The sequence below is a fragment of the Streptomyces liliiviolaceus genome (assembly GCF_018070025.1).
In the GTDB taxonomy this organism is placed as follows: domain Bacteria; phylum Actinomycetota; class Actinomycetes; order Streptomycetales; family Streptomycetaceae; genus Streptomyces; species Streptomyces liliiviolaceus.
The window spans coordinates 323,686-340,671 of record NZ_JAGPYQ010000002.1; the positions used below are offsets into that span (position 1 = coordinate 323,686).

At 72.5% G+C, this 16,986-nt stretch carries 11 protein-coding genes; 4 read left to right on the top strand and 7 right to left on the bottom strand.

The features are described 5' to 3' along the window. Positions 1 to 302 precede the first annotated feature (302 nt). The 3 genes from J8N05_RS37050 to J8N05_RS37060 are packed head-to-tail and all read left to right on the top strand — an operon-like array spanning position 303 to position 3,707. Entirely contained in the window at positions 303 to 1,733 is a 1,431-nt protein-coding gene (locus J8N05_RS37050) for a family 2B encapsulin nanocompartment shell protein (RefSeq protein WP_210891005.1), read from the top strand. Beyond that, complete coding sequence (locus J8N05_RS37055) at positions 1,730 to 2,788, top strand: family 2 encapsulin nanocompartment cargo protein terpene cyclase (protein WP_210891006.1); 1,059 nt, start codon at positions 1,730 to 1,732, stop codon at positions 2,786 to 2,788. The genes J8N05_RS37050 and J8N05_RS37055 overlap by 4 nt, the downstream gene beginning before the upstream one ends. A gap of 46 nt (positions 2,789 to 2,834) precedes the next feature. After that, entirely contained in the window at positions 2,835 to 3,707 is an 873-nt protein-coding gene (locus J8N05_RS37060; RefSeq protein ID WP_210891007.1) for a geranyl diphosphate 2-C-methyltransferase, read from the top strand. Positions 3,708 to 3,770: 63 nt separating this feature from the next. Here the strand turns inward: J8N05_RS37060 and J8N05_RS37065 are convergent, their stop codons facing one another. From J8N05_RS37065 to J8N05_RS37080, 4 genes are read right to left on the bottom strand one after another with little or no spacing between them, the layout of a single operon-like run. Then, positions 3,771 to 4,916, bottom strand: a complete 1,146-nt coding sequence (locus J8N05_RS37065) for an XdhC family protein (protein ID WP_210891008.1) — start codon at positions 4,914 to 4,916, stop codon at positions 3,771 to 3,773. Further along, the gene (locus J8N05_RS37070) at positions 4,909 to 7,038 is read right to left on the bottom strand and encodes a xanthine dehydrogenase family protein molybdopterin-binding subunit (RefSeq protein ID WP_210891009.1); all 2,130 of its coding nucleotides are present in this window, start codon (positions 7,036 to 7,038) and stop codon (positions 4,909 to 4,911) included. The genes J8N05_RS37065 and J8N05_RS37070 overlap by 8 nt, the downstream gene beginning before the upstream one ends. Beyond that, a complete protein-coding gene (locus tag J8N05_RS37075; RefSeq protein WP_210891010.1) occupies positions 7,035 to 8,027 on the bottom strand; it encodes an FAD binding domain-containing protein in 993 nt (330 codons plus the stop codon). The genes J8N05_RS37070 and J8N05_RS37075 overlap by 4 nt, the downstream gene beginning before the upstream one ends. Beyond that, complete coding sequence (locus J8N05_RS37080) at positions 8,024 to 8,620, bottom strand: 2Fe-2S iron-sulfur cluster-binding protein (protein WP_210891012.1); 597 nt, start codon at positions 8,618 to 8,620, stop codon at positions 8,024 to 8,026. Before J8N05_RS37080 ends, J8N05_RS37075 begins: the two co-directional genes overlap by 4 nt. Positions 8,621 to 8,961: 341 nt before the next feature. Between J8N05_RS37080 and J8N05_RS37085 the strand changes: the two genes are divergently transcribed. Beyond that, positions 8,962 to 9,543 carry a TetR/AcrR family transcriptional regulator gene (locus J8N05_RS37085; protein WP_210891014.1) on the top strand — a complete coding sequence of 194 codons (582 nt, stop codon included), beginning with the start codon at positions 8,962 to 8,964 and terminating at the stop codon, positions 9,541 to 9,543. 36 nt (positions 9,544 to 9,579) lie between these two features. On the opposite strand, the gene J8N05_RS37090 is transcribed toward J8N05_RS37085, so the two are convergent. From J8N05_RS37090 to J8N05_RS37100, 3 genes are all read right to left on the bottom strand, one after another. Next, positions 9,580 to 12,270 (bottom strand): MGH1-like glycoside hydrolase domain-containing protein, encoded by a 2,691-nt coding sequence (locus J8N05_RS37090; protein ID WP_210891016.1) that lies wholly within the window; start codon positions 12,268 to 12,270, stop codon positions 9,580 to 9,582. Between the two features lie 141 nt (positions 12,271 to 12,411). Continuing rightward, positions 12,412 to 13,587 carry a cytochrome P450 gene (locus tag J8N05_RS37095; protein ID WP_210891017.1) on the bottom strand — a complete coding sequence of 392 codons (1,176 nt, stop codon included), beginning with the start codon at positions 13,585 to 13,587 and terminating at the stop codon, positions 12,412 to 12,414. A gap of 196 nt (positions 13,588 to 13,783) precedes the next feature. Beyond that, positions 13,784 to 16,810: a helix-turn-helix transcriptional regulator gene (locus tag J8N05_RS37100; protein ID WP_210891018.1), complete on the bottom strand. Its 3,027-nt coding sequence runs from the start codon at positions 16,808 to 16,810 to the stop codon at positions 13,784 to 13,786. Between the last annotated feature and the right edge of the window lie 176 nt (positions 16,811 to 16,986).

Here is a 16,986-nt window from a genome sequence, read left to right on the forward strand (position 1 = left end):
CGCGCCGGTCGCACGGAGGCGGCGGCCGGAGTGGGAGCGCGGCGCCGACGGTGACGCACCTCGCGCACCGGAGCCCCACGTCAGAGGCGCGAGTACGCCCCTTTCACGCGGTTCCCGGGCGCCACCCGCGGCTGTTTGGCTTTACACGCAGCTCCGCGCTGCCCAGTCGTCCGCACAGCCCCACAGCCACCGCCCCGACCTCCACCGCCCCGTGAACCCGCGCCCCGTGAACCCGCGCCCGACAGACGCCCCGCGTCCGCCCAGCACCGCTCGCCCGTTCGCATCACGTACCCGGAGGACATGTGACCGCCCCGGAAAGTCCCCCCGACAGCACCGTCGGCCCGCCCGACGCCGAAGCACCGTTCACCAGTCTCGGCACCCGGGCCGCGCGTCAGCTCGCCACCACCACCAAGTCCGCGCCGCAGATGCAGGCCATCACCTCGCGGTGGCTGCTCAAGATGCTGCCGTGGGTGGACGTCAAGGGCGGCACCTACCGGGTCAACCGGCGACTGCAGCTCCGCGTCGGCCGGGGACGGGTGCAGTTCGACCACAACGGCGCCGACGACATCAAGGTCATCCCCGAGACGCTCACCGAACTGCCGGCCCTGCGCGGCTACACCGACACGGCGGCCCTCCAGGAGATCGCCGCGCGGTTCCGCGTGCGGGAGGTCCGCGCCGGCCAGGTCCTCTTCGACGCCGGGCAGCCCGTCACGGAGGCCTATCTCGTCGTCCACGGCCGGTTCACCCGCTACACCCCCGGCAAGTACGGCGAGGAGGAGGTCACCGGGGTCGTCACGGACGGCGCCCAGCTGGGTGACGAGGCCATCGGCCAGGAGGATCCGCGCTGGCACCACTCGGTGAGGGCCGACACCGCGGGCACGGTGCTGACGCTCAACTGGGACAGCCTCGAACAGTTCGTGGCACGCACCCCCTCCCTCGCCGCGCAGCTCGCCGCGTTCGCCGAGCGGCAGAGCAAGCCCATGAACCGCAAGGGCGAGGCCGACGTCCCCATGCAGGCGGGGCACGTGGGCGAGCCGACGCTGTCCGGCGGCTTCGTCGACTACGACCTCTCCCCGCGCGAGTACGAGCTGTCGCTCACCCAGACGGTGCTGCGCGTCCACACCCGGGTCGCGGACCTCTACAACAGCCCGATGGACCAGACCGAGCAGCAACTGCGCCTGGCCATCGAGGAGATCCGCGAACGCCAGGAGTGGGAGCTGGTCAACAACCGCGAGTTCGGCCTGCTGCACAACGTCGACCACGCCCAGCGCGTCAGCACCTTCTCCGGCCCGCCGACCCCCGACGACCTCGACGAACTGCTGTCGATGCGCCGCAAGACCCGGGTGTTCCTGGCCCACCCGAAGGCGATCGCGGCCTTCTTCCGGCAGTGCAACCGGCGCGGTCTGGTGCCCGGCACCACCACCATCGACGGCCATGAGGTGCCCGCGTGGCGCGGTGTCCCGTTCCTGCCCTGCGGCAAGATCCCGATCAGCCCGCAGCACACGAGCAGTGTCATCGCCCTGCGCACCGGAGAGGCCGACCAGGGGGTCGTCGGGCTGTACCAGACCGGCATTCCGGAGGAGTACCAGCCGGGCCTCAACGTCAGGTTCATGAACATCGACACCACCGCGATCATGAACTATCTGGTCACCGCCTACTACTCGATGGCGATCCTCGTTCCCGACGCGGCGGGAATCCTGGAGAACGTCCAGGTCGGGCGGACCGCGGAGTGAGCGCCCCGCCCGTTTCCCACGCGGCCGCGCGCCTGCCCGGGCCGCCGAATCTCGCCCGCGCCACCACCCGCCCTCGCAGCGGCGCGGTGCCCGGGCTGCGGTACCGGCCCGCCGTGCCCGCCGACCCGGAGAAGGCCGCGGAGATCGACCGCAGGCTGGAGGCCTGGGCCCGTGCGCTGGACCTGTTCCCCCAGAGCTGGACGGGGGACTTCGCGGGGTTCCAGTGCGGCCGGGCCGTCGTGCTCCAGCACCCCGGCGCGATCAGCCTCGACCACCTCATGGCGGCCGGGAAACTGCTGCTCGCCGAGAACGTCGTCGACGACTGCTACTGCGAGGAGGTCGAGGGCAGGGGCGGCGCGGCCCGCGGGCTGGGCGGGCGGCTGGTCATCGCCCAGTCGGCGCTCGATCCGTACCACGGCACACCCGAGCTGGAGGAGGAGTGGCGTCACGGCATGCAGGCCGACGGGCCGCTGCGCTCGTACCACCACGCCCTGCGAGACTACCGCGAGCTCGCCACGCCCAGCCAGAGCGACCGGATCGTGCACGACCTGGCCCGGCTGCACATGGGCTATCTCGCGGAGGCCGCCTGGTCCGAGATCCGGTACGTGCCGCAGATCTGGGAGTACCTGGTGATGCGGCAGTTCAACAACTTCCGGCCCTGTCTGTCGATCGTCGACGCCGTCGACGGCTACGAACTGCCGGCGGCCCTGTACGCCCGGTCCGAGATCCAGCGGATCACCGCGCTCGCCTGCAACGCCACCACGATCGTCAACGACCTGTACTCCTTCACCAAGGAGCTGGCCTCCGACCCCACCCATCTGAACCTGCCCCAGGTCATCGCCGCCAACGAGCGGTGCGGACTGAAGGCCGCCTATCTGCGGGCCGTCGAGATCCACAACAGGATCATGGAAGCGTTCGAGGAGGAGTCGGCGGTCCTGGCCGCCACCTCGCCCCTCGTCGCGCGCTACGCCGAGGGCCTGGCCGCATGGGTGTCGGGGAACCACGAATGGCACGCCACCAACTCCCACCGCTACCACCTGCCCAACTACTGGTAGCACCACCGTTCCGACCCGTCGTCACAGCGTCACGAGGAGTGCCCACTTGACCATCGCCAACACCGAGACCACCGCAGCATCGGTGCCGAGCCAGTCCACGTACCAGACCCGCGTCGCGGACTACTGGAACGCCGAGGAGAACCCGGTCAACCTCGAACTGGGGAAGATCGACGACCTGTACCACCATCACTACGGCATCGGAGCAGTCGACCGGGCCGCTCTCGACGAGGGTCCCGGCTCGGGCCCCGACCGGATCACCGCCGAACTGCACCGGCTGGAGCAGGCCCAGGCCGACCTGCTCGCCTCCCGGCTCGGCGACCTCTCCCCCACCGACCGTGTCTTCGACGCCGGCTGCGGGCGCGGCGGCGGCAGCGTGGTGGCCCATCTGCGGTACGGCTGCCACGCCGACGGGGTGACACTCTCGCGGAAACAGGCCGACTTCGCCAACGAGCAGGCCCGTAAGCGGGGCATCGACGACAAGGTGCGCTACCACCACCGGAACATGCTCGACACGGGCCTGGAGACCGGCGCGTACGCGGCCTCCTGGAACAACGAGTCGACCATGTACGTGGAGTTGGACCTGCTCTTCGCCGAGCACGCCCGGCTGCTGCGCCGCGGGGGCCGCTATGTGACGATCACCGGCTGCTACAACGACGCCTACGGCCGCGCCTCGCGCGAGGTGTCGCTCATCAACGCGCACTACATCTGCGACATCCATCCGCGCTCGGAGTACTTCCGCGCGATGGCCCGCAACCGGCTCGTGCCCGTTCATGTGGAGGACCTCACCGCCGACACGATCCCCTACTGGGAGCTGCGCCAGGAGGCCGGGCATCTGGTCACGGGCATCGAGGAAACGTTCCTGGACGCGTACCGGAACGGCAGTTTCCAGTACCTGCTCATCGTGGCCGACCGCGTCTGACGTGCCCTGAACCGGAACGGGGCCCGGCCGTCATGATCGACGGCCGGGCCCCGTTCCCGGCCTTCAAGCAGCCTCCGCCGCCTCCCGCTGCACCCCGTCACGGTGGATCGGGGTGCGCGTCCCCGTGAGGGGCGCGCCCGTTCCGCCGCGCCGGGCCGCGACGATCTCCGCCGCGATGGACAGGGCGGTCTCCTCCGGCGTACGGGCACCGAGATCGAGGCCGATCGGCGACCGCAGCCGTGCCAGCTCCGCCTCGGTCAGGCCCACTTCGCGCAGCCGCCGGTCACGGTCCGCGTGGGTGCGGCGCGAGCCCATCGCCCCGACGAACGCGACCGGCATCCGCAGCGCCTGCTCCAGCAGCGGGATGTCGAACTTGGCGTCGTGGGTGAGCACGCACAGCACCGTGCGCCCGTCGGTGGCGGTGCCCCGCAGATAGCGGTGCGGCCAGTCGACGACCAGGTCGTCGGCCTCGGGGAAGCGGGCCCGGGTGGCGAACACGGGACGGGCGTCGCAGACCGTCACGTGATAGCCGAGGAACTTGCCGGCCCGTACGAGCGCCGCGGCGAAGTCGATCGCACCGAACACGATCATCCGCGGCGGCGGCACGTTCGACTCGACGAGCAGGGTGAGCCCGCCGGGGCAGTTGCTGCCGTCCTCCGAGAGATCGAGGGTGCCGGTGCGTCCGCCGTCCAGCATCGCCCGCGCCTCGGCCGCCGCCGTCCGGTCCAGCTCCGCGGAGCCGTTGCCGTACGACCCCTCGTACGAGCCGTCGGGGTGCACCAGCAGGGCCCTGCCGAGGAGTTCGGCCGGGCCCCGGACGACCCGGGCGAGTGCCCTGGGTTCGCCCGAGGTGACGGCCGACAGCGCCGAGCGGAACAGCTCACGGACCGGCGCCTCGGCGGCGACCGGGGTGATCATGATGTCGAGCACCCCGCCGCAGGTCAGACCGACCGCGAAGGCGTCCTCGTCGCTGTAGCCGAACCGTTCGAGGACGCTCTCGCCGTCCTGGAGCGCCTGCACGCACAGGTCGTACACCGCTCCTTCCACGCAGCCGCCGGAGACCGAGCCGATGACCGTGCCCTCGCCGTCGACGGCGAGGGCCGCGCCCGGGCCGCGCGGTGCGCTGCCGCCGACGGCCACCACGGTGGCCACGGCGAACTCACGGCCCTCCTCGACCCAGCGGCTCAGCTCGTCGGCGATGTCAAACATGCGGGCCCGCCGTGATGACGCGGTCCGGCCGGATCGGCAGGTTGCGGTGGCGGACACCGGTGGCGTGCCAGACCGCGTTGGCGATCGCCGCCGCGGCGCCCACGATGCCGATCTCGCCGATGCCCTTGATCCCGACCGGGTCGTCCGGGTCCGGGTCGTCGACCCAGTCCGCCTCGACGAGGGGTACGTCGGCGTTCGAGGCGACGTGGTAGCCCGCGAGGTCGGCGCCGTACAGGGCGCCGGTGTTCCGGTCCCTGACCGCCTCCTCGTGCAGGGCCATGGAGATGCCCCAGATCATCCCGCCGGTGAACTGGCCGCGGGCCGTGAGCGGGTTGATGATCCGTCCCGCGGCGAACATGCCGAGCATGCGGCGCACGCGGACCTCTCCGGTGCTCACGTCCACGGCGACCTCGGCGAACTGCGCCCCGAAGGAGTGCCGTTCCTTCTGTGCGAGGGCTCCGACGGCCGCGGTGGTGTCGGACCGGACGGTGATGCCCTCCGGCGGGATGCCGTCGCTCAGGGCGAGCCGCTCCCGCAGTTCGCCCGCCGCGGCCGTGACCGCCCAGGCCCAGGAGCGGGTGCCCATCGACCCGCCGGCGATCATCGCAGGACCGAAGTCGCTGTCGCCGATCCGCACGTGCACCCGGTCGGTCGGCACCTCAAGGGCGTCGGCGGCGATCAGGGTGAGCGCCGTGCGGGCGCCCGTTCCGATGTCCGCCGCGTTGATCCGCACGGTGAAGGTGCCGTCGGCCTCCGCGGTGGCGGCGGCCGTGGACGGCATCGCTCCCACGAAGAAGGAGGCCGCCGCCGTCCCGGTGCCGATCAGCCAGCGGCCTTCCCGGCGCACGCCCGGTCGCGGGTCCCGGTCGGCCCAGCCGAAGCGGCGGGCGCCCTCCTCGAAGCAGGCGGGGAGGTTGCGGGTGCTGAACGGCAGCCCGGAGACCGGACCCACCTCGGGTTCGTTGCGCGTGCGCAGCTCGATCGGGTCGATGCCGAGCTTCTCGGCGAGTTCGTCGAGGGCGGACTCCAGCGCGAACGAGCCGGGCGCCTCGCCGGGGGCGCGCATGAACGTCGGGCTCGGCACGTCGAGCCGTACGACCCGGTTGGCGGTGTGGTGGGCGGGCGCGTCGTACATCACGCGGGCCACACCGGCGCCGGACTCGATGAACTCGTGCACGGTCGAGGTCAGGCTCAGGCAGCTGTGCTCCAGCGCGCGCAGCCGTCCCTCGGCGTCGGCGCCGAGCCGGACCCGCTGGGTCGTTGGGCTGCGGTAGCCGGCGAGGGAGAACATCTGGCGGCGGGTCATGACGACCCGGACGGGGCGCGACAGGATCGTCGCGGCCATCACCGCGGCGACCTGGTGGGCGCGGACGCCCTTGCTGCCGAAGCCGCCGCCGACGTGTTCGGAGCGCACGTGCACCGAGGCCGGGTCGAGCGAGAAGAGACTGGCGAGTTCGGCCGCGACCCAGATCGTGCCCTGGTTGGAGTCCACGACCTCAAGACGGCCGCCGTCCCACAGGGCGGTCGCCGCGTGGGGCTCCATCGAGTTGTGGTGCTCTTCGGGCGTGGTGTACTCGGCGTCCAGGACGACGGCGGAGGCGGCCAGTTCGGCTTCGAGGTCGCCCTTCTCCGTCACCGCGGGTCCGCCGGGGCCGGGAACGGAGTACGCGTCGGGGTGCTCGCCGGCGAAGGTGACGTCGTGCGCCTCCTCCTCGTAGTGCACCACCAGCGCCTCGGCGGCCTCCCTGGCCTGCTCGGAGGTCTCGGCGACGACCAGCGCCACCGGCCAGCCGGCGTGCGGCACCCGGTCGTGCTGGAAGACGGCGATGGTCGGGTCCGGCGGCATGCCCAGCATGCCCACGTAGTCGGTGTCGACGCGCGGGGCGTTCCCGTGGTGCAGGACGGCGAGGACGCCCGGCATGTCCAGGACCGGGCCGTCCTCCACCGAGCTGACGCGGCCCCGGGTGACCGTGGACAGCACCAGCCAGCCGTGGGCCAGTTCGGTGAAGGGGATCTCGGCCGCGTAGCGGGCCGCTCCGGTGACCTTGTCGCGGCCCTCCACTCGGGTGTGCGCGGCGCCGACGGCCGGTACCGCCCTGATTCCGGTCGTGGTGGTGGTCATCGGGCGGCCTCCTCGGCGAGTTCGCTCAGCACGGCGACGACGAGGTTGCGCATGAGTGTCACCTTGTATCCGTTGTGCGGCAGCGGCCGGGCGGCCGCCAGTTCGGCGTCGGCGGCAGCGGCGAAGGCGGCGGCGTCGACGGGTCCGCCGATCAGGGCCGCTTCGGCCGCGCGGGCGCGCCACGGCCGGGACGCGACGGCCCCGAAGGCGAGGCGCACCTCGTGCACGACACCGTCGCGGACGTCGAGCGCGGCGGCGATCGAGCCGATCGCGAAGGCGTACGAGGCCCGCTCGCGCACCTTGCGGTAGCGGGAGTTGGCCGCCACCGGGGCGGGCGGCAGGACGACGCCGGTGATCAGTGCGCCCGGCGGCAGGGCGGTCTCCAGGTGCGGGGTGTCGCCCACCGGCAGGTAGAAGTCGGTGAGGGGCAGTTCGCCCGGCCCGTCGGCCGTCTCGTAGGTGACGACGGCGTCGAAGGCCGTGAGCGCCACTCCGAGGTCGGAGGGGTGGGTGGCCACGCAGTGGTCGGAGGCGCCGAGGATGGCGTGGTTGTGGTGCTCGCCCTCGATGGCGGGGCAGCCGCTGCCGGGCTCGCGCTTGTTGCACGGCTTGGTCACGTCGGCGAAGTAGCCGCAGCGGGTGCGCTGCAGCAGGTTCCCGCCGACGGTCGCCATGTTGCGCAGCTGCCCGGAGGCGCCGGCGAGGACCGCCTGGGTAAGGGCCGGGTAGCGGCGGCGCACGTCGGGGTGGGCGGCGAGGTCGCTGTTGGTGACGGTCGCGCCGATGCGCAGCCCGCCGTCCTCGGTCGACTCGATGCGGTCCAGCGGCAGTTCGCGTACGTCGACGAGCCGGCCGGGGCGCTCGACGCCGGTCTTCATCAGATCGACGAGGTTGGTGCCGCCGCCGAGGAACCGGGCGTCCGGGTCGGCGTCGAGGAGCGCGAGGGCGCCGGAGACGTCGAGGGCGCGCTGATATCCGAACTCCTTCATGCCGCTGCCCCTTCGTGCTCGGTGCCCTGCTCGGCCTGGGCGGCGCGTGCGGCGGCGTCGGCCTCGGCCGCGCGGGCGACCGCCTGCACGATGGACACGTACGCGCCGCAGCGGCACAGGTTGCCGCTCATGCGCTCGCGGATCTCGTCGGGGGTCAGGGGCGGCGGTCCCGCTTCGGGGCGTACGTCGTCGGTGGCGGCGCTCGGCCAGCCGGCGGCGTGCTCCTCGATGACGGCGACGGCCGAACAGATCTGGCCAGGTGTGCAGTAGCCGCACTGGTAGCCGTCGAGGTCGAGGAAGGCCTGCTGTACGGCGTGCAGCTGGTCGCCCTCGGCGACGCCCTCGATGGTGGTGATCTCCCGGCCCTCGGCCGCCACCGCCAGTTGCAGACAGGAGACGGCCCGGCGTTTGTCGATCAGGACCGTACACGCCCCGCATTGCCCCTGGTCACAGCCCTTTTTGGTGCCGGTCATATCGAGGCGCTCACGCAGGGCGTCGAGCAGGGTGGTGCGGTGGTCGACGGTCAGGGAGTGCTTCTCGCCGTTGATGTTCAAAGTGACGGCGCTGTACGTCGACGGGGGCGCTGTGGCCATGATCAGCCTTCTTTCACATTCCCGGGCCGTCCGACGAGGACGGTCCGGCAGGCAGAGAGAACGGAAAACCGCTATAGACGTAAGGGACGCGCGGAGGCGTCGGAACACGGACCGGGAGTGGTGTCGGGTGGGGGGACGGCGCCCCGGGCAACGGTGGCGGGCCGGAAGCGTGCATGATGCAAGCAGGCAGGACCGCGGCCGACCACCGCCATCTGTCCAGGCAGGACGACTCGCCGGTAAGGTGTACCTAACCGGACAGTTGTCCGCTCACGAGAAAACGTAGTGGACACCTGTCCGCTTAGCAAGGACGGGATTCGGCCACGGACCCGCGAGGAGGACGCGTGGGGCACAAGAAGGACGCACCTCTGCGCTCGGACGCGCAGCGCAACCGCGAACGCATCCTGGAAGTGGCCGTGGCCGAGCTGACGCTCTGTGCGGACGCCCCGCTCAGTGTCATCGCCAAGAAGGCGGGCGTCGGGCAGGGCACGTTCTACCGCAATTTCCCCAACCGCGAGGCGCTCGTCCTGGAGATCTACCGCCACGAGATGCAGCAGGTCGCCGACGCCGCGTGCGAGCTGCTCCACACCCATGAGCCGGAGCGGGCGCTGCGCGAGTGGATGGACCACCTGGCCCGGTTCGCCATGACCAAGGCGGGTCTGGCGGACGCGATCCGGCAGGCCACCAGCGCGCCCGGCGGCCCGGCGAAGCCCGAACCCACTCCGGTGGCGTCCGCGGCGCTGCTGCTCCTGCGCACGAACGAGGAGGCGGGCACCATCCGCCCCGGGGTGACCGAGGACGACTTCCTCCTCGCCATCGCGGGGCTCTGGCAGCTCGACCCCCACGGGGACTGGCAGTCGCGCGCGGCCCGCCTCCTGGACTTCGTGATGGACGGGCTGCGCGCGGGGGCCCCGGGCCGCCGGTGAGGCGGCCCGGTGCCCGCCGCGCTCAGGACAAGGGACTCAGGACAGGGGTTCCTCGCGCAGGGCGCCCCAGTCCTCGGAGCCGACCTGGTGGAACAGCGTGGCGGTGACCGCGACCAGGCCCGTCCAGCCGGTCTGGTGGGACGCGCCGAGGCCCGCCCCGTCGTCGCCGTGGAAGTACTCGTAGAAGAGCAGCAGGTCCTTCCAGTGCGGGTCCTTGGCGAACTTGGCCTGGGCGCCGTGCACCGGGCGGTGCCCGTCGGGGCCGCGCAGGAAGGTCGCGGTGAGTCGGCCGGAGATCTCACGGGCGACCTCGTAGAGGTTCATCCGCCGCCCCGAGCCGGTCGGGCACTCCACGGTGAACTCCTCACCGTGGTACGCGTGCAGGTTCAGCAGGGCACGGATCAGCAGGACGTTGACCGGGAACCACACCGGACCGCGCCAGTTGGAGTTGCCGCCGAACATGCCGGAGTCCGACTCGGCGGGCAGATAGCCGACACCGTACGTCTCCCCCTTGACCTGGAAGCTGTACGGGTGGTCGGCGTGGTGGCGGGAGAGCGAGCGGATGCCGTACGGGCCGAGGAACTCCTTCTCGTCGAGCATGCGGGCCAGGACGCGCCGGAGCCGGTCCGGGCCGAACAGGGCGAACAGATGCCGTCCGCGCACACCGGGTCCCGCGGTCTGCTGTGCGGACACGACGGCCTGCACGGCGGGGTGCCGGTCGATGAACTCCCTGGCCCCGGCGACCAGTTCGGGGAACCGCTGGTCGGCCCAGCCGCCGACCACACTGGTGGCGGCGAGCGGGATCAGCCCGACCAGGGAGCGCACCCGGAGCCGGACCGCCTGGCCGTCGGGCAGCCGCAGGACGTCGTAGAAGAAGCCGTCCTCCTCGTCCCACAGGCTCTCGTTGTCCCTGCCGAGGCGGTTGGTGGCGACCGCGATCCACGCGAAGTGCTCGAACAGGGTCTGCGCCTGCTCCACGTACACCGGGTTGTCGACGGCCAGTTCGATGGCGATCTCCAGGAGGTTCTGGCAGTACAGCGCCATCCAGGCGGTGCCGTCGGCCTGGTCGAGCTGGCCGCCCGTCGGCAGGGGTGCGCTCCGGTCGAAGACACCGATGTTGTCGAGGCCGAGGAAGCCGCCCTGGAAGACGTTGTTGCCGTCGGCGTCCTTGCGGTTGAGCCACCAGGTGAAGTTCTTCATCAGCTTGAGGAAGGCGTTCTCCAGGAAGGCGCGGTCGCCGTGTCCGGTGCGCTGCTTCTCCAGCTCGTAGACGAAGAGGGTCGCCCAGGCGTGCACCGGCGGGTTGACGTCGCCGAAGTTCCATTCGTACGCGGGGATCTGGCCGTTGGGGTGCAGATAGAGGCGGCGCAGGAGCAGGTCCAGCTGGCCCTTGGCGAAGCCGATGTCGACCATCGCGAGGGCGAGGGTGTGGAAGGCGAGGTCCCAGGCCGCGTACCACGGGTACTCCCAGGTGTCCGGCATCGACATGATCTCGTCGTTGACCATGTGGTACCAACTGCTGTTGCGCAGCCGGGGGTCGGCGCCGAGCGGGTCGACGCCGTGTTCGGCCAGCCAGCGCTCGACGTCGAGGTGGTAGTACTGCTTGCTCCACAGCATCCCGGCCAGTGCCTGCCGGACCAGCCGCCGCTCGTCCTCGCTCGTCCCGTCCGGGACGACCCCGTCGTAGAAGGTGTCGGCCTCGGCCCGGCGGTCCGCCATCACCTGGTCGAACTCGCTCCAGGGATAGGTTAGTTCGGTGACGTCCGTCAGCCGCAGGCGGATGCGCGCGCTCCCGCCGCCGGGCACGGTGAGCACGCTGTGCAGGGCCGCCTTGGTGCCCGTCCCGGCGGGGTTGACGGCCGCCGTGTCGCCGTGGACGACATGACGGCCGATGCCGTCCTTCACGTACGGCGTGGAGTTGGGGCTGCCGAAGACGCGCTCGTCGTTGGTCTCGTTCCCGGTGAACAGCGCCGGGGCGTCGGCCTCGCAGTACAGCCGGCGGGCGCCCAACTCCTCGTGGTCGGCGCGGATTCCGCCGGGCACTCGCCGCAGAGTCGGCACAGCGGTGCCACCGGCCCAGGACCAGGTGTGCCGGAACCAGAGCGTCGGCAGCAGATGGAGCGTGGCCTCGTCCGGGCCGCGGTTGTGCGCGGTGATCTCGACCAGCAGGTCCTCCGGGCCCGCCTTGGCGTACTCGACGAACACGTCGAAGTAGCGGTCCTCGTCGAAGACTCCGGTGTCCAGCAGCTCGTACTCGAAGTCCTTGCGGCCACGGGCCCGGTTGGTGGCGACGAGATCGCCGTAGGGGAACTCCCCCTGCGGGTACTTGTAGAGGAACTTCATGTACGAGTGCGTGGGGGTGCTGTCGAGGTAGAAGTAGTACTCCTTGACGTCCTCGCCGTGATTGCCCTCGCTGTTGGTCAGGCCGAACATCCGCTCCTTGAGGATCGGGTCGCGGCCGTTCCACAGGGCCAGGGCGAAGCACAGCCGCTGCTTGTCGTCGCTGACACCGGCGATCCCGTCCTCGCCCCACCGGTAGGCGCGCGAACGCGCCTGGTCGTGGGTGAAGTACGCCCAGGCCTCCCCGTCCGGGCTGTAGTCCTCGCGGACCGTCCCCCACTGCCGCTCGCTCAGATACGGCCCCCAGCGCCGCCAGGGCGCCACTCCCTCGTCCGCCTCGGCCAGTCGCCGCCGCTCGACGTCCGGTGCGCCCCTGTCAGTTGTCATCGCCCGTCCTCCTCACAGCCCGGCACGTGCGTCCACCATCGGACCGTTCGGGGCGGGCCGCAATGCACCGCGGGAGGGTCGGCCGCGCGACTTCGGCGGACGATCGCACTCCGCTGACCAGCGGGGACGGCGGGCGGCCGGTCAGGCTTGGTTGCCCCACAGCACCCGCAGGCTGAGCGGCTTGCGGAAGACCAGTCCGTACGGCGCGGTGGGGTGGTCCGGGTCGAGGCGCAGGGCGGGGAGGCGTTCGAGGAGATGCCTCAGGGCGATACGGGTCTCCAGGCGCGCGAGATGGGCGGCGAGGCAGTAGTGCGGGCCGTGGGCGAAGGCCAGCTGGAGGCGCGCGTTGTCGCGGCGGACGTCGAACCTGTCGGGGTCGGGGAAGACGTCGGGGTCGCGGTTGGCGCCGGCCAGGGAGACGGTGACCAGGTCGCCGCGGCGGACGGTGACCGGGCCGAGGACGGTGTCGCGGGTGGCGTACCGGTCCACGACCGCGGCGCCCGGTTCGAGGCGCAGCGACTCCTCGATGGCGCCGTCCAGCAGGCCGGGGTCGGCGCGGACGAGGGCGAGTTGGTCGGGGTGGTTCAGCAGATGCAGCAGCGCGTTGGTGATCATGCCCTCGGTGGTCTCGATGCCGCCGAACATCAGGACCGCGGCGTTGGACGCCACCTCGGCCGGTGTCAGCCGTCCGGCGGCGGAGACGAGGAGGGAGGCCGCGTCCCGGTCGGCGACGGTGGCCTCCACCGCCGCCCGCAGCTGTGCGTAGGCCGCGGTGCCGGCGGGACCCGCCGGCTGTCCGGCGGTGATGTCCGAGACCGCCGCCACGATGGAGTCGTACCAGGACAGGACGGTGGCGGTGCTCGTGCCGACCAGCCCGAGCGCCTCGGTGACGACGGCGACCGCGAGCGGACCGGCGAAGGCGCGTCGCAGATCGGCGCTGCCGGCGGGGGCCAGTGCGGTGATGAGCCGGTCGCTCTCCCCCTCGATGAAGGAGGCGAAGCCGTCGTGGACCGCCCGGGGGCGGAAGGGGGCGGTGAAGGGCTCACGGTGGCGGGCGTGCGGGGCGCCGTCCAGGGACAGCATGCTCGGCCCGACGACCTGCGCGGTGGAGAACCGGGGGTCGTCGACCGTGAAGGTCTCGGCGTCCCGCATCACGCTCATCGCGAGGTCCCGGCGGGTCACCAGCCAGCCGTCCAGCTCGGGCAGCCAGGACACGGGCTCGTGCGCCCGCAGTCGCGCCAGGCGTGCGTGAGGGTCCACGGTGAGTTCGGCGAGGGTGGTGGCGGCGCCGAGGGGGGAGGAGGCGACGGCGTTCATCGCGGGGTCCGGCGGCGCGAGGTCCGGGCGGGTATGGGGTATCCGGTCACACGCAAGGCTAACAATCGCCGTTCGGTGCCGGGGCGGTGCGTACCGGGGCCCTGCTCGGGCCTGCTCCGGGCCTGCTCGGGCCTGCTCGGGCCTGCTCGGGCCTGCTGGGGCCTGCTGGTGCCTGTTGGGGCCTGCCCGGCCGTACTCAGCCCTGTTCGGCCGCTCCTCGGTGGACTCGGTAGTTGGTGAGCACCGCGGTGACCACTTCGGTGCGGGAGCGCAGCCCGGTACGGGCGAACAGCCGGGTCAGGCGGTTGGCGACCGCGTCCTCGCTGAGCCGCAGCACCGTGGCGATCTGCCGGTTGGTGAGCCCTTCGGCGATCAGCGTCGCGAGCAGCTGCTCGTTCTCGGCGGTGGCCGCCCTGCGCCCGGGGACGGTGGTTCCTGCCTCGCGCATGGCGGTCCTGGTGTGGAAGCGGGGCAGTGCGGCGCCGCTCCCGCCGAACAGTTCGTACGCCTCGTGCAGCAGGGCGGGCGGGCCGGCGCCCGCCTCCGCGGCGGCGACGAGGGTCACCGCGGTCTCGTACGGCTGGCTGCGGGAGCGGGCCAACTCCACTGCCTCGCGCAGGTTTCCGTGCACCGTGCCGAAGGCGCCGGGACCGGCCCGGCCGGTCTGCCGCTGGACGTGGGCGGAGGCGAGCAGGTACCTCAGCCGTGTCCGCGCGTCCCCCGTGCGGTCGGAGATCAGCCGCAGGTGTCGCAGGCAGGTCGCCGCCTCGCCCGGACGTCCTTCGTCCGCGTGCGTCTCGGCGAGCGCGGCCCACAGTTCGTCGGTGCCGGCGATCTGGCCGCGGACCGCCGCCGCGTCCAGGCCGCGGCGCAGTGCCTTCTCGGCTCCTGCCGGATCGCCGAGGGCCCGCAGCAGCTCCGCCTCGACGGCGTCGAGGGAGTACTCCAGCGGGCCCTCCTCAGGGCCGCGCGCGGTGTCCGCGCGCACGCTGTCGAGGAGGCGGCGGGCGCTCGTGGGGCGGCCCCGGGCCAGCAGCACGGCGGCGGTCCGCGCCGGGACGAGATGGCTGTCCGCCGCGGGGGTGCTCGTCTGGTTGTTCGCCAGCATCCAGCGGGCCGACTCCAGGGCCTCGTCCCAGCGGCCCTGGAGATGGCGCCACAGGAACAGGCTGCGCGGGGCCAGCAGATCGGCCGTCAGGCCCTGCGCGTCCAGCAGGGCCTCGGCCGCGCGCAGGTCCCGGCCGCTGAGCAGTTCGTCGAACATGGCGGTGGCCAGCGCGTGGACGTGACCGGTGTCGAGGTACGGGGCCTCCGGGAAGGCCAGTGACTCCCGGAAGCGCTCCGGCCGGCCCAGTGCCAGTTCCGCCACGGCTCGGAAGTAGGCGGGCTTGGCCCGGGCATGGGCATCGGTGGCCCACACAGGTTCGGTCCGTGACAGCAGGTCCAGTGCCTCCTGCCACCGCTCCAGCTGGCTCAGGGCGAGGGCCCGGCCGGTCACGGCGGCCAGTTCGGGCAGCCGCAGCTCGTCCCACCAGCGCGCCGTGGCCAGCCGGGACAGGGCCCGCCAGTCCAGGTCGTTGGCCGTCGCCGCCGTGAACAGGGCGGCGGTGTCCTGCAGCGCCCGGGGGCCGAGGACGTCCGCCAGGTTGCGCAGGACCGACTCCGCGATGGTGCGGGCGGTGTGGTGGTCGCCGGCGTTGTAGGCGGCCTTGGCGTACCGGTGCAGGGCCGCGACGCGGTCGGCCGGCCGCTCGACGAGGTGGCAGGCCGCCCGGCACCAGCGGAGCACTCCCCTGCCCTCGGAGTCGGGGTGCAGTCTCTGCGCGGCGGCGGTCAGTTCGGCGACCGCGCGGTCGAGGTCGACGAGCGATCCGGCTTCCGCGACCCGGTCCGCGAGGTAGGCCACCGCGTCCGCCTCGTCCGGCAGGGCCACGCCCACGGGTCTTCGCCGCTGCGGGGTGACGCCTTCCGCGTCCTCCGTCCTCACCGCGTCCTGTTCCGCCCACAGCGCCTCCACCGCGGTGGCGGACAACCGGCTGCGCTCCAAGGGCCCGAGCCGCTCCCGAACGGCATGCGCCACGACAGGCAGGCGGAACCGCCAGCCGGGCGGGGGTGTGTCGTCGGGGGCGGGGAGGGTGGCGTCCTGGGAGGTGGGCGCGGGGGTGGGCGTGCCGTCGACGTCCAGCGCCGGGAGGGGTTCCGTGATGTCCGCGTCGGTCAGGGCGCGGAGCGCGTCGCTCACCTCGTTCGTGGGGAGGCCGGTCGATGTCGCGATCAACAGCAGGGCCCGGCCGCCGAGCGGCCACAGGGTGCTCAGGGCACCGGCCACCGTGCGGCACGGCTCGCCCAGTGCGTCCAGCGCCGTCATGAACCGGTCGTCGTCCGACAGCACCGGCGTCGGTCTTCGCGCGCCGACGAAGGCGTGCCCGTCGGCCACTCTGATCGCGCCCTGCCGCGTCCACCCGGTGAGCAGTGCGTCGATTGCGCCGGGGACCCCGAGGGTCAGCTCCCGCACCCGCCGGGCCAGCGTCGTGTCGGGCGCGGCCCGCAGCCGCCGTGCCACCACGGTGGTGGTCTCCTCCGATCCGAGCCGGGACAGGACGAGCGTGTGGGTCCCGCCGACGCTCTCCCACCCGGTCGCCCCCTGCCCACCGCGGGCCGCTTCCGAGGCCAGCAGCCGTACGGTGTGCGGCACTCGCGCGAAGTCGGTCTCCCGGAGCACGGCCAGCGAGGCGGCGTCGGCGTGCTGGAGGTCGTCCATCAGCACGACAACGGGCGCGAGCCCGGGCTGTGCGAGAGCGGCGCGCAGCAGTCCCGCCATGGCCGTCCCGTCACGCTGCTCGGCCGCCCGCAGGGCCTCGGTGGCCGGCCGCGCCGACCGAGTCGATCGTCGGTGTGCCGCGGCCGGGCGGTGCTCCTCCAGCGCCATGACCAGCCGCAGCGCCAGCAGAAACGGCCGTACGCCGTCGCCGGGTACGCAGCCCACGGCGAGCACGGCCGTCCCCTGGGCGCGGAGCAGTTCACCGACCGCGTGCACGAACTCGGTCCGCCCGGCGCCCCGTTCACCGCGGACGAGCACCAGGCGCGGCCCGCCCGGATCGCCCAGCCGGCCATGGACCTCGTCCAACTGCCTTTCGCGGCCCACCGGCCGACCGGCGGTACGGTCCAGGCTCACGGCCGTGCCCCCGTGCAGCAGCCAGGGGGCTTCGGACGGAGCAGTCATGGTCCACCGCGCTCTCCTCGACGACATGTGCCGGGCGGGCGGTGCAGCGCCCGCGCGTGGAAGCGCCGTCGGCAGGCCCTGCGTCCGGGCCCTCGGCCGGCGACAGCCATTATGGTCATGTGCCGGGGGCTGCTTGCAGGTGGCCGTTTCCGCTGGTCGTCCCCGTCCGGCGAGGA

What these genes read in the sequence shown, in the direction of transcription:
- J8N05_RS37065 (WP_210891008.1), bottom strand. Translation starts at nt 4,916, where the DNA reads ATGTTTGACATCGCCGACGAGCTGAGCCGCTGGGTCGAGGAGGGCCGT.
- J8N05_RS37090 (WP_210891016.1), bottom strand. Translation starts at nt 12,270, where the DNA reads ATGACAACTGACAGGGGCGCACCGGACGTCGAGCGGCGGCGACTGGCC.
- J8N05_RS37080 (WP_210891012.1), bottom strand. Translation starts at nt 8,620, where the DNA reads ATGGCCACAGCGCCCCCGTCGACGTACAGCGCCGTCACTTTGAACATC.
- J8N05_RS37095 (WP_210891017.1), bottom strand. Translation starts at nt 13,587, where the DNA reads ATGAACGCCGTCGCCTCCTCCCCCCTCGGCGCCGCCACCACCCTCGCC.
- J8N05_RS37100 (WP_210891018.1), bottom strand. Translation starts at nt 16,810, where the DNA reads ATGACTGCTCCGTCCGAAGCCCCCTGGCTGCTGCACGGGGGCACGGCC.
- J8N05_RS37070 (WP_210891009.1), bottom strand. Translation starts at nt 7,038, where the DNA reads ATGACCACCACCACGACCGGAATCAGGGCGGTACCGGCCGTCGGCGCC.
- J8N05_RS37075 (WP_210891010.1), bottom strand. Translation starts at nt 8,027, where the DNA reads ATGAAGGAGTTCGGATATCAGCGCGCCCTCGACGTCTCCGGCGCCCTC.